The sequence below is a fragment of the Leptospira sp. WS58.C1 genome (assembly GCF_040833995.1).
Taxonomy (GTDB): domain Bacteria; phylum Spirochaetota; class Leptospiria; order Leptospirales; family Leptospiraceae; genus Leptospira_B; species Leptospira_B cinconiae.
In genome coordinates this window covers 319943-332401 of record NZ_CP162137.1, presented here as the reverse complement: position 1 = coordinate 332401, position 12459 = coordinate 319943, and the positions used below count along the sequence as shown (strand labels likewise).

The 12459-nt window shown below is 41.6% G+C and carries 11 protein-coding genes; 4 read left to right on the top strand and 7 right to left on the bottom strand.

The window, feature by feature from the left end:
* Window positions 1-13: 13 nt before the first annotated feature.
* Together AB3N61_RS01615 and AB3N61_RS01610 are read right to left on the bottom strand one after the other, a co-directional pair.
* Complete coding sequence (locus AB3N61_RS01615; protein ID WP_367898315.1) at window positions 14-2170, bottom strand: HAMP domain-containing protein; 2157 nt, start codon at window positions 2168-2170, stop codon at window positions 14-16.
* 15 nt (window positions 2171-2185) lie between these two features.
* Entirely contained in the window at window positions 2186-2770 is a 585-nt protein-coding gene (locus AB3N61_RS01610; protein WP_020769607.1) for an LIC_10572 family protein, read from the bottom strand.
* A gap of 203 nt (window positions 2771-2973) precedes the next feature.
* On the opposite strand from AB3N61_RS01610, the gene AB3N61_RS01605 reads away from it, so the two are divergent.
* Genes AB3N61_RS01605 through AB3N61_RS01595 form a run of 3 tightly spaced genes read left to right on the top strand, consistent with a single transcriptional unit; the run spans window position 2974 to window position 4985 of the window.
* Entirely contained in the window at window positions 2974-4263 is a 1290-nt protein-coding gene (locus tag AB3N61_RS01605) for a homoserine dehydrogenase (protein ID WP_257588045.1), read from the top strand.
* A gap of 4 nt (window positions 4264-4267) precedes the next feature.
* Window positions 4268-4597 (top strand): hypothetical protein, encoded by a 330-nt coding sequence (locus tag AB3N61_RS01600; RefSeq protein WP_036089511.1) that lies wholly within the window; start codon window positions 4268-4270, stop codon window positions 4595-4597.
* A 16-nt stretch (window positions 4598-4613) separates the two neighbouring features.
* Window positions 4614-4985: an STAS domain-containing protein gene (locus AB3N61_RS01595; protein WP_367898314.1), complete on the top strand. Its 372-nt coding sequence runs from the start codon at window positions 4614-4616 to the stop codon at window positions 4983-4985.
* 83 nt (window positions 4986-5068) lie between these two features.
* Here AB3N61_RS01595 and AB3N61_RS01590 read toward each other — a convergent pair whose 3' ends face one another.
* From AB3N61_RS01590 to AB3N61_RS01570, 5 genes are all read right to left on the bottom strand, one after another.
* Window positions 5069-5755, bottom strand: a complete 687-nt coding sequence (locus AB3N61_RS01590; protein ID WP_020769518.1) for a phosphopantothenoylcysteine decarboxylase — start codon at window positions 5753-5755, stop codon at window positions 5069-5071.
* 12 nt (window positions 5756-5767) lie between these two features.
* Complete coding sequence (locus tag AB3N61_RS01585) at window positions 5768-6307, bottom strand: phosphopantothenoylcysteine decarboxylase (protein WP_020769834.1); 540 nt, start codon at window positions 6305-6307, stop codon at window positions 5768-5770.
* Between the two features lie 37 nt (window positions 6308-6344).
* Entirely contained in the window at window positions 6345-7673 is a 1329-nt protein-coding gene (locus tag AB3N61_RS01580; RefSeq protein ID WP_020769848.1) for a hemolysin family protein, read from the bottom strand.
* A 217-nt stretch (window positions 7674-7890) separates the two neighbouring features.
* Entirely contained in the window at window positions 7891-10539 is a 2649-nt protein-coding gene (locus tag AB3N61_RS01575) for a tetratricopeptide repeat protein (RefSeq protein ID WP_020769681.1), read from the bottom strand.
* A 27-nt stretch (window positions 10540-10566) separates the two neighbouring features.
* Complete coding sequence (locus AB3N61_RS01570; RefSeq protein ID WP_257588047.1) at window positions 10567-11568, bottom strand: NAD(P)H-dependent glycerol-3-phosphate dehydrogenase; 1002 nt, start codon at window positions 11566-11568, stop codon at window positions 10567-10569.
* 167 nt (window positions 11569-11735) lie between these two features.
* Here AB3N61_RS01570 and AB3N61_RS01565 point away from each other — a divergent pair, with 167 nt between their 5' ends.
* On the top strand, window positions 11736-12428 hold the full coding sequence (locus AB3N61_RS01565; RefSeq protein ID WP_020769493.1) for a hypothetical protein: 693 nt from the start codon (window positions 11736-11738) through the stop codon (window positions 12426-12428).
* Window positions 12429-12459: the final 31 nt, after the last annotated feature.

Genomic DNA, 12459 nt, shown 5'->3' with positions numbered 1-12459 from the left:
CGCCCAGTATATCTTAAGCGCCTTTTTTTTCTATCGCATTCAAAAGTTTCGTAACAGCTGCGGAAGGTCCTTGCTCTTTACGAATTTGGATGGCAAGATCACGAGCCTCGTCCAAACGATTTGTATGATAATACATATCTGCGAGATGCAGATTATTTTGTGTATGACTTTGGGAAATGGATCTAAGTTCTTCAGACAAACGGATAGCTTCTTGGATATCTCCCGTTTTTTTTGCACAATAAGACAGGATAAAAAGCATCTCAGGATCTTTCACTATCCCCATCTCTCTCAATTCCTGGGCGGCCAGATAAGCAGTTTGATAATCCTTGATCTTCAAACCGAGTTTCAAAATTAATTTGGAACGAACCGGATGTGACTCGTGGCTTCCTTGCAGATCGGAGAGGAATTTTCTCAATTCGGAAACCGAACTGGTCTTTTTGATCCGATCTGAAATTTCTTTCCAAGAAGAAATTACTCCACTCGGTCTAGATACCGGTTCATTTTGGCTAAAAGAAGAATATTCCGGACTTTCTTCCGTTCGAATAGACTGGATCATTCTATTAAATTGATCCGCTAAACTTCCGATCTCATCCCAAGCTTCCGGATGCAATTCCCTTTGCAGGTCCCCTTCGGTCGCAAGTTCTAAGGCCGAATATAGTCTGTCCAAAGGTTGGATTACGAAGAAGGAGAAAAACGAATTGATCGCTATGGCAAAAAGAAGAAGGCAAATTAAAAACGCGAGAACCGGTTTTTTCAATAATCCTGTCTCGAACGCCAGAAATTCCTGATAAGGAATACCGATCTCTTTTATTTGTGTTTTACCGGGAGATTTCTGGATTACGGAATAGTAATATTCTCCCATCGTAATTCCTTGGATCCTCCTAAAACGAGGCTCCCCTTCCGGGACCAATTCTCTCATTTGATCCAAAACAAAACTCCGTAATGCCTCTCCTTCTGCGGAAGAGTTTCTCACGGAACCGGAAAGTATCTTTAAGAATAAGGCCAACTTCTCCTCTTTTCCATCGGGCGAGATTTGTTCCAAGATCCGGTCCCGAATATCTTTCGGAGGAAGATTTCTGATCTTCTTACGGAACTTCTCTAAATATTTGGAAAATCCTATTAAATTTTCAGAATATTTATCTGAACCCTTCAAAGACTCCGCAACCTTTGCATAAGAAGGGAATTCTTTGTTTAAGGAGGAAGGATTGTTCCAGATAAAGGAAAGGATCAGATCTCTTTTGGATTCTGCAAAAAGCGAAGTCTCCAATCCTCCGGAAGCGGTCAGCACAAATCCGTCATTGTCTTGCACGGAAAGTAAATAAGAATCGGGGGATAGATCTTGAGCCTTTAATCTTTCTTTTACCGTTTCGTTAAAGGACTCCAAACCGGGTTGTAAAAAAAGCCAACTACTTCCTTGGAACACGAATACTAATAATAATATTATCCCGAGTAAAATAGGAGATCGGAGACTAAAAGCTTCTCCAGATGCCCTTAAATGGATCAGCCAAGCTAAGAATAATGCGGTCAAAAAGATAGGGTTCCAAAAAGAAAGTCCGATGGCCCTGTCTAAAGGATACGCAATCTCTTTTAAATGAAAAAGTATCGTAGTCCCAAGAAGAAGCAAAAATGGCACCCAAAAAGAAAGCGCCATCAATTGAACATCCGATCTATGAGCCTGAAATCCTCTCCATGCCCCAAAAAGTAAAATTAGAGAAACATAAAAAATACCGAACCAAAAGATCACTCTTTCGTTCGGTCTATGGATTACGTCGTAGACCCCTCCGCCGAAATCATAAACAGGTTTGGAGAATATTGTCCCTATTATATGAAGGACCAAAATACTTAAGGCAAGAAAATATCCTGCCCCCAATAAGATCCTTCCTGTCTTTTCGGAAGCCTGTGAGTTCAGGAGGAAAAAATACAAACAAAGATGGGCACAAATTAAAAATGCGGAAGGTAAAGAAACCCATCGATGCAAAAAAGAGAGAGGATGAAAAAAAGAAGTCCCGAGTAAAAAGGAAAGCTCGAGTAACGCGGAATATAAGAATACCCAACCTAGGTGCAGGGTTGTTTCATACTTTTCCCTTCTGCTCAAAAGAAAAAAAGCGCAGAGCCCGGAAAGAAGAAATCCGGTAAGATAACTGACGCTGGAAAAAGTTAAAACAAACATGATGTATTTAAAGCATCATTTCACACAAATTACTGCGAATTTGTTTGTGCTTGGACTTGGAGAAAAATCCCCGCTGCTCAAGTTTACCGTCATATAGTCACCCTTGTCTCCGGCTGCACTTGTAGACCAAAATAATCCTATGGTTTTGATCTTTTTGTCCGCTCTTTTGGAGAATGTCTTAAGCTCTTCCTTGTCCGGAAGTCTCTTTTTTCTGGAAGAACAATAACGAACCGCATCTTCCCAGGCTACCGGTGATCCGACTTCTTCGTCCCAACCGTGTTTTCCATAAACAGGGGTCTTATCCAAATATTCCTGAACGATAAAATAACCGAAAAACACGATCAATGCTACCGCGAGAAATCCGATAACTTTTACAAGAGTCCCTGAACTTCCCGCGGATTGAGGTGCCTTCATAGGAAGTTCTTTCATTGTTTCCGAAATTTTAGTCGCTACAGTATGCTGCTGGTGGCGATTTGGACGACCATGTTCCGGCTTTTTTTTCTGCTGATGACCGCGGTTTCCTCCGCCTGGGTGTTTGTGGGAAGATTCTTGTTTTTTATTCCCGGAAGTTTTGCGGGGAGGCTTACGACGGTTCGCCATAAAGTGGGTTATCCTTTCAGTCGATGGATTTGGACCTATTTATTCAAAACGGCCCTGGACGAATTGGAAAATCGTCCGTAAAAGAATCTCTACCAAGACTAGCTCATTTAGTAAAGAAAAAACCGCCAAGCCGAAAGGAAAGCCCCTAGTCATACTTAAAAAAGGTCGAATGTTTCCAGTATGACCGAAAGGATTGTCCCAGAATGCAGACGATTCGAATCGGATTAATTGGCGCAGGGACGGTCGGCACAGGAGTTCTTAAAATTCTTTCGGAAGAATCGGCAAGATTCGAAAAAGAATACGGTATCTCGCTAAACGTACATACGATTTGTACCAGAACTCCCTCCAAAATCGCCCCCATTTCGAAATTATTTTCCAAAGTAACTGTAACGGATGATTACAAACAAGTAGTGGGAAACCCCGAAATCGATATCATTATCGAACTTGTTGGAGGTACAACAATCTCCGAAGAAATCGTATTAACCGCCCTACAATCCAAACAGACAGTAATCACAGCGAACAAAGCGCTTCTTTCCGAAAAAGGAGAGATTATTTATAGAACGGCAGAAGAGAACCAGACCGAAATCGGATTCGAAGCTTCCGTCGGAGGTTCTATTCCGATCATCCGAGCCATACGGAATTGTTTGGCAGGTGATAAGTTCCTTGGGCTTTATGGGATCTTAAACGGAACAACTAACTTCATCCTTTCTAAAATGGAAACAGAAGGTTTAGATTATAAAGAAGCTCTAAAACTCGCTCAGGAGAAGGGATTTGCGGAAGCGGATCCAAGTTTCGACGTAGAAGGAATAGATACAGCCCATAAGATCAGTATTATAGGCTCCTTGGCATTCGGAGAGAAGATCCCTCTACAAAACATAGTGGTGGAAGGTATAACAAAGATTACACGACTGGATATCGCATTCGCTTCGGATCTGGGTTATAGAATCAAGTTACTTGGCCTTGTTAGAAAATTGGACGGTAAGATAGAAGCGAGAGTCCAACCTGTAATGATCCCAAAACATCACGCATTCGCAAGTGTGATGAATGAGACAAATGCGGTGTATTACAAAACCGCATTTGCCGGTCCAGGTCTGATCGTAGGAAAGGGAGCAGGCGCTTTGCCTACAGCCTCCTCCGTGGTTTCGGATCTGATCTATTATGGCTCAAGACGGGGCAAAAATCTTCCGATGGAAAAGAACAGATTTCCAAAAGCATCCATATCAGAAGCGAACCAAACCGAAGCCAGATATTACCTGAGATTTAATACTCTGGACCAACCTGGGGTTTTGGCGGAAATCGCAAAAGATTTGGGAACAAACGGAGTATCTATTTCTTCTGTCCGCCAAAACGAATCGGAAACGGAACCTGCGGAAGTAGTCGTGGTCACACATCCTTGTGTGGAAGCTTCCATTTCCGCATCTTTAGGAAGGATAGACGCTTCCGAAGTGGTTTTAGAACCTTCGGTTGCGATCCGATTGGAAGACAAATTGTAAAATTATGAGCGAATTTCCCTGCACATTATCCTTACATGAAGGATTCGGGGAACCACATTTGGATTTATTTTTGGATATTGACGGAAATTCTCGTCTAATCACCTTCGGAACAGTCGCTTCCAATCGGGATTTGTTTGAGAGTGGGTCGACAATAACTTTTCAAAGAAAGAAAGATCACAGAAGGATCTATCTGGATTTAGAAGGTGAAATCGAAAAGAAGGGACGACTTAGGATACTTTTCCGCGGATCCGCAAAAACGGATTCCAAACCGGATGAAGTCTCCGGATGGACGGAATTGACAGCCACCATCAAAGACGGAATAATGATCTTTTAACGCGGATCGGGATAAAATGGCAAAAACGGAATTCGAAGGCCTGTACATAGAAACTAAAAAAGACTCCGTCGGAGACAAAGAAGTTCTAATCGTCATAATGAACGGAAAAGTGACGAATACGAACGCTTTCGAGATTTCCAGAAAGATCAATTTCGTTTTCGATGAAGGGATCTACGAGATCATATTGGATCTTTCTTCTTTGGAATATATCAATAGTGTCGGGGTTGCAACTCTCTTAACGCTTATCAAGACCGTAGACCAGCATAACGGAAAAATCGTAATCGGAGGATTGAATCATTTCTTAGAGAATGTGATCCGATTAATGGAATTACCTAAAAAAGTGTCGATCTATCATACTTTAGACGAAGCCAAAGCAGTCTTTAAATAATCTTATAATCCGCACCAAAATATAGAGCCTCGGTCAATACCAAGTCCCGGGCATCAGGAGATTGGACCATTTGGGACAGGCTCTTATCTAATACTTTCCTGTTTAGAAAGAATATCCAAATATTCTAAAATACCTTTTGCTATGGTCTCCTTAGAAGCGGGACCGATCTCCTTTTTGGAACCTTCTTTTCCATAAATGATCACGCTGGTATCCAGATCTCCAAAACCCTTGGAGTCTTTTCCCACGTAATTTCCTACGATATAATCCAGATTTTTCTTCCTAAGTTTACCGAGTGCATTTTGGTCCAATAGGTCGGTCTCTGCGGAGAAACCGATACGAAGCACGTCTTTTAGATTATGCGCCTGGATCTTTTCCTGAACCGAAACAAGTATGTCCGGGTTTTTGATCAGCTCCAGAACTAAGGTGTCGTTACCTTCTTCTTTTTTGATCTTGGACTCGTTTGCATTTTTGGGACGAAAATCAGCGGGAGCAGCAGCCATGATAAGAATACAAGAAGAACCCACTTCCTTTAGGACTGCGTCTCTCATTTCTAAAGTTGTTTCCACCTTGATAACTCTCGCACCCTTAGGTTCGGAATATTTCGGTTCTGTTAATCCTCGAATATAGACGATATCTTGAACTAAATGAGCCGCTTCTTGGGCCAAACAATAACCCATTTTTCCGGAAGAAGCGTTTGAAATAAAACGTACGGGATCTATCCACTCTCTGGTGGGTCCCGAACTTATTATAATTTTTGAATATTTATTCAAAGGAAGAACGTCTTATTGAGAAGTTTTTAGATACAATTCCAGGATCTTTTTTTGCATCACCGGAACATCGGCCAGTTTACCGTAACCCTCGTCACCGCAAACCACAACGCCTTCTTGTGGATCTAATATGATTACTCCGTCCTCTTTCAGACGCGCAAGATTTCTTTGTGTGGCTGGATGAGTGAACATATTCGGATTCATTGCAGGAGCGACCAATACTGGACATTTCGCAGCAAGATAGGTAGAAGTTACAAGATCGTCCGCAATTCCATTAGCCATTTTAGCAATAATATTTGCCGTAGCAGGTACAACTGCAATCACGGCCGCACGATTCCTTGCATCGATATGGGCCATTCCTTGCTCGTACTCGTCCACCTGCACCTTTTTACCGGTAAGAGCCTCGAATGTGATCGGACCTATAAACTTGGTGGCGTTCTCCGTCATGATCACGGAAACAGGATAACCTTCTTTGGTAAGATTACGTACTAGTTCGCAAGCTCTAAAAGCCGCGATACTTCCGCTGACTGCGATCAGAATATCCTTTTTGTCCATACTTACAGATCCAAAACCGATCAACTAGATTTACAACTTAAATCGCAAAGGAAGAAGGAGCCGAAAGTCGAGTAAAACGAACGGTCATGATCTTATTCCCATCCATTTTTTCTACGGTTAGTTTACCTTCCGGGATCACAACTTCAGTTCCTTCTTTAGGCATATCTTCTACTTTATCTAAAATAAAGCCGGCAATAGTTCGAATATCGTTCAACTCTTCTTCTTCGATCCCGGTTAGGATCTCTTTTAATTCGTCTAGTTCGGTTTCTCCATCTATATCGAATGCATCAGGAGAATGTGACGGAACGGCATCGATTTCATGATCGTCGGTCTCATCCCGGATCTCTCCGAAAACTTCTTCTACTATGTCCTCCATAGTAAGTAGTCCCGAAACTCCTCCGTATTCGTCGATAACAATAGCCATATGCTGTTTTGCAAGGCGCAACTTCTGAAGGACCTTTTCTATTGACATTCCTTCCGGAACCACGATAGGAGGTTGCATGATTGTAGTGACTTTTGCCTTCTTGTTCCGTTTGGATTCGGAAAGCCATGCAAGAAAAGCCTGAACGTGAACGATACCTACTATATTATCGGTAGTTCCTTCGTACACAGGATACCTGGAAAAATGATGTTCAGCAATAATAGAAAGGACCCCGTCCATTTGGCTGTCCGCAGGGATTCCCACAATACTGAGTCGATGAGTCATCACATCTTTCGCCAAATGTTCGGAGAACTGGAAAGTATTTTGGATGATCTGGAATTCTTCTTGGTCAATATTTCCCTGTTTATTCTGTTCCTGGATGAGGATCATCAATTCCTCAGGAGAATGGATGATCCGATGAGAATCTTCCTTAAACCCGATCATCCTTAATAGAAAAGTAGTCATTCCATTTAAGAAAAACGTAATAGGAAAAAATAAATAATAAAAGAAGAATATAGGTGCGCTTGTCACCAAAGCCATGGTCTCTGTCTTTTGGATTGCAACAGTTTTGGGAAGAAGTTCGCCCAATAGAATATGCAAAAATGTGATCAATGCAAACGAGATCGCGACCGCTACACCATGAATCGTCAAATCCGAGTCGGGATAACCTGCATAATGAAAAATAGGTTCTATCCAACTGGACAGATAACCTTCTCCCACCCAACCTAAAAGTAAACTCGCGATCGTGATCCCCACCTGGCAGACGGAGAGCATATCGTTTAACATACTGGCCGCTTTTTTGGTTAAAACTGCCATCGGTCTTCCGTCTCTAATCAATTCTTCCAAACGAGAAGGTCGGATCGAGACAAGGGCAAATTCCGCGGACACGAAAAATCCATTTGCAAAAATAAGAAGAAGAATTACGAAAAATCCAATCACATCCATTAACGGCAAGATCTTCCGAATGTAAGATTTAGGCGGATTGCTAGATCGAAAGAATAAAACAAGGTGGGAAAAATATGGCTTTGGTCCGGAAAAATCCGGCTTCTACTGTCGGGGTCCATCTATCTGTGATACCATCCATGAAAAACGGTCCATTGTCGAGTGTTTTGGAGCCGAAAAAATGAAAATTTCCCTTTTTACCGAACTCGGTTTAAGTGATTTATTCAGCGTTTCGGACCATTTTTAAGACTCTAGAATTCAGGTTCGGGTCCCCATTTTCGTTCGCGAGTCTTTCTAATAAATTTATGTCGGATTCCGACTCGGGATTCCAGTATTTAACAAAGTAAAGGCGAGAAGTTCCTGCGGATAACCAGAACCTGGCCCAGTCCAGAAAATCCTCGGATTTATCTCCCCAACCGGAACCATTCAGAGAATCCTTAGTGAATGCGATCCTATCAGGCAAATTCCTGAAATCCAATCTGCGCTTTGCTTTTCTGAAAGAAATAGAATCGGATCCGCAAGACCATTCATAGTCCCTAAGACCGTTAGGAGATTTAGAAGTCACCTTCATGTTCCAAACAAGTAACGCTGACTTTCCTTGGAGCAGTTTAGAACCATCATAATATTGTAATGGAAAGGATTGCCAACCTAAATGCCCGTCCCCTTCAGGAAGGATTTTTGGAAAAAGGTTCTCACAAGCTGGGCCGAATACTTTTTTTGCGGAGTCGGATTCATCCCTTTTATCGAATCTAAGGAATAATTTGATCTCCGAATCCGGGAATTCCTTCCTGAGATACTCGGCAGCTTCGACTCCCGGAGAATTCAGATAAATTTGGACCTTGTCTTTTTTGGAAAAGGATTCCATAGTATTTCTTAAGGCAGACTGAGCGGTATAACTGGAAGGATTTTCGGTATTCAATTCCCTTGCTTCCAACTCGGAAGAATCTCCGTCTTTGTGAAATAGAAATACTCTCTTATCTTTCACAAAAATTGCAATCAATGGATGAGTTAACTTTTTGAAATTCGCATTTTTGATTGGGTCGGATTCCTCTCTAATTCGAGCGGATTCCTTGGCTCTCATTTCGGACCAGGCGGATTTCCAAGGTTCTCTTCCAGGGGGATAAAATCCTTTGTATCTAGAGATCCTAATATGGGTCTTGAGAATGGCCAGATCTGGAGGAGAATCGTCCTCCTGAAGTTCCGAATTCTCCTCATAATGGATCATAAACGAAAGTAGATCGTTTGTATATCCATGTCTGATATAAAAATCGATGGCTGAGTTCTCTAAACTTTTACTTCCAAAGGAAGGAGGCAGATAGTTTTTGATCTCGAAAGTTTTATCATCCGTAACACCGGAAGCGGAAATTTTAAGAGCCTGATCTAAGAAACCTTTTACTCCTCGGAGATTCGAGGATTCTTTATGAGAAAGAAATAAGCCGTTCAATCGGATCCATTCTTCTTTATAAGCCGGATCTTCTTTTAAGATTCCACCTGCTTTGGTGAATTCTATGATAGCTTTTCTGAGATTATTCGTCTTTAACTGCAAAAATCCATGGAGTAATGTAGCGGAATATTCTACTCTTCTCCATCCCTTACTCTGTGCTAGAAAGCTTAAATCCATCGCAAGCTTGGAAGCTACCTCTGGCTCGTCTTCGGAAAGTATTTGAATAATCCTTAATTTAGTAAATAGATCGTCTTCGGTTAGATTTTTCGGAGTACTAACCGACTGGAGAGCGTCTACTGCCTTATGAGAATTTTTAGATTTCCAGACGGCCACGGAAACCAAATCACGAGCGCTATTGATCGAGATCGGCTCGCCCAAAAATGGATGAAGTATCTTGGTAGACCAATGTAGAAAGTCGAGATTCAGATAATAATCCAAAGCTCTTGCAGGCTCACCTTGCAAATATGCAAGAGTGCCTAACTTCAGATATAATGAATTTTTGTAAACAGGAGCCATCTCTCCTTGTCTATCAACGACGTATTTTAAGACTTTTTCTGCGGAATTCGGATCTCCATCCACCAAATAATAATACGCCAGTTTTTCGTAGGAATGGGACAACATTCTTCCGCCCAAATTTTCGGAAACGATCCCTATTTTAGAAAATTGGATCGCATCTCTTGCAAATCCCAGCTCGGAAAGATAATCCGCAATATTCGGAAGAAAATTAGATAAGAAAGGAATATGTTTTAGCTCCTTCTCCTCCGGATCGCTGACCCCGGGAAAAGGAGAAAGTATTCTATGTAGATTCGTATATTCCCGATCATGATTCGGATCGGAGAGTTTAAAATCCGCCATATAACTCCCAAGGCGAAGCATTCTACATAGCGAATAATATTGTTTTTTAGGAGAACATTTGATCTTATCCGCAGGTTTCTTATGAAGAAGAACATTACGCGCAGATTCTACCAATTCTTTTTGGTAACTGTCTCCTACAGGAGGATTCCAAGCCTTTAAGAAATTTTCTCCGTTTGTTTTTTTGGAGAAGTAGATATCCTGAAAATAAAGCAGTAGAACTTCCGCAAAGCCTAGATCTTTTTCCTTTCGGATCGTATTGATCAGATTGGAAAATTTTCCGGAATCTTTGTTAAGAAGTAAATATTCTCCAGCCAAAAGTGCAAATTCCGATTTTTGGACCCCATTTAATCCCTCCGGAAAAGAATTAAAATCCGTTTCCTTGGTTAGGACACTTTTGCCGTCCATCAAAAGATAAAAATTTCCCGGAGAACCGGTCCAACCGTAATCATTACGGGACTGCGCCGAAAGTGAAGTGCAAAAAGAGCAGAATGAAATTAATAAAAATGGAATATACTTGAAAATTAGGCTGATGCCGCCTATTTTACGAATATTTAAAATTGCATTTTGCAAGGGAATCGATCGCGAATTAAGTCCGGTTTATAGACCTTCTCTTTTTAAGTCCCGGCCCATTAAATCTCTAACAACCTCCTTCGGATTCTTATGCTCGTAAAGCATTTTATACACCTCGGTGGTGATGGCCATTTCTATACCTAATTTCTGGGATAATTCGAATCCACTTTTAGCCGTTTTTACCCCTTCTGCAACTTCTACCATACCACCCAATATTGAATCCAAACTTTCTCCTTTTCCCAATCTAAAACCTACCGTCCTATTTCTAGAAGCGTCCCCGCAGCAAGTTAAGATCAAATCCCCCATTCCGGATGGCCCCAAGAAAGTTAGAGGATCCGCTCCCAGTTTGACTCCTAGCCTAGAAATTTCGGTAAGTCCTCTGGTGATCAAAGCGGCTCTTGTATTCTGTCCAAATCCCAATCCGTCCGAAACACCTGCCGCGATCGCAATCACATTCTTTAAGGAACCGCCGACTTCCACCCCCACTACATCCGGAGTCCAATAGGTCCTAAAATAAGTGAAACTGAATATTTCCTGCACCTTTCTTGCTGTTGCTTCATTCTTGGAGGCGATGCTCACGATTGTAGGAACACGTTTGACCAATTCTTTCGCAAAACTAGGCCCGGAAAGATAAGATAATTTGCTGTGAAATTTACCGGGAAGTTCCGCCTCAAAAATTTCGGAGACCAATCTGAGGCTTCCGTTCTCTATTCCCTTACTTGCAGAAACGATGGGAGCCTTTTCAGGCAGAAAAGATTTAATTTCTTTTAAAATATCAGTGATCGCATGAGAAGGGGGAGCAGAGACGATCATGTCCTTCTCTCGAACTGCTTCTTCTAAACTTGTACTTCCCTTTAAATTTTTAGGAAGTTCTATCCCCGGCAGATATTTTTCGTTTCGATGGTTCCCATTTATCTCTCGGATCAGGTCTGAATTCCTTCCCCAAATGGTAACTTCATACCCTTTGTCTGCCAAGAGCACGCCTAAAGAAGAACCAAAACTCCCAGATCCGATAACGCCGATTTGCATGAGATATCCTTTCCCCGACTAACCCTAAGGAGTGATGATCCTGACTAGGAAAGCCTAAACGGCAAGAAAAAAAAGGAGGGAAATAAGAAGGCCCGTCTATTCTTATTTTGGCTTAAAAAAGAAATGAAGTTTACCGACCGAATCCGAAGGATTAACTTTGTTCTTCCATGCTCGATTTGCGGAAACTTTCGGGATTCAATCTTTTTGATTTTCTGACGGGGAAAAATTCCTTCGAAGAAAAAGCCTTAAAGAGCAATTACAGGATCGCCGTTTTACTTCATTCTTTGAATAAGGTTCTGCAAAAAAAAGTGGTAGAGGGTACCGAAGATCTGGAATCGCTTGTGATGGATTCCGGTCGGGGCGTTTTATACCTTTCCGGACATTATTCCATCAAAGGACTAACTTGGTCCAAAATTTTAAGAACGAATCATATCAGATACAAACTTTCTTTACGACCTGTGAAAGTAGACGGAAACAGAGTTGTGTTTCGAATAGAAGCGTTTAGACTCTATGATCATAACCCAAGGTCTATAGATCCGATACGAATTTTTTCCAAAGTTTTCAAATTCCATCGAAAATTGATATTAGAAGAGATCGTGGAAGAAATTCCGGAAATATTATCCCTTACGGAAGTAGGAAATGAGATCAGAGTCGATCTGAATTATTTTTTGGCGGAAATTCCGGAAGTTGCAGGAGCTGTTACTGTCCAAAAAGTAATCCCTGAAAAGGGAAATGTATTCTTATTTGTACGCTCCAATACGATCTTAAAACCTCTACTGGATTTTTTTGGACCGGATTATTTGAGAATAGAACCGATTTCGGAGAATGAGGACAGCATGCTCATGCTGTGGAGGGATTAGAAAGATTGGACATTATCACGTGTTTTTCGAG

Bases quoted from the DNA above. Each gene is read 5' to 3' on its own strand.
- AB3N61_RS01600 (WP_036089511.1), top strand. From the start codon at position 4,268: ATGAGCGAATTTCCCTGCACATTATCCTTACATGAAGGATTCGGGGAA.
- AB3N61_RS01565 (WP_020769493.1), top strand. From the start codon at position 11,736: ATGCTCGATTTGCGGAAACTTTCGGGATTCAATCTTTTTGATTTTCTG.
- AB3N61_RS01605 (WP_257588045.1), top strand. From the start codon at position 2,974: ATGCAGACGATTCGAATCGGATTAATTGGCGCAGGGACGGTCGGCACA.
- AB3N61_RS01570 (WP_257588047.1), bottom strand. From the start codon at position 11,568: ATGCAAATCGGCGTTATCGGATCTGGGAGTTTTGGTTCTTCTTTAGGC.
- AB3N61_RS01595 (WP_367898314.1), top strand. From the start codon at position 4,614: ATGGCAAAAACGGAATTCGAAGGCCTGTACATAGAAACTAAAAAAGAC.
- AB3N61_RS01615 (WP_367898315.1), bottom strand. From the start codon at position 2,170: ATGTTTGTTTTAACTTTTTCCAGCGTCAGTTATCTTACCGGATTTCTT.
- AB3N61_RS01610 (WP_020769607.1), bottom strand. From the start codon at position 2,770: ATGGCGAACCGTCGTAAGCCTCCCCGCAAAACTTCCGGGAATAAAAAA.
- AB3N61_RS01580 (WP_020769848.1), bottom strand. From the start codon at position 7,673: ATGGATGTGATTGGATTTTTCGTAATTCTTCTTCTTATTTTTGCAAAT.
- AB3N61_RS01585 (WP_020769834.1), bottom strand. From the start codon at position 6,307: ATGGACAAAAAGGATATTCTGATCGCAGTCAGCGGAAGTATCGCGGCT.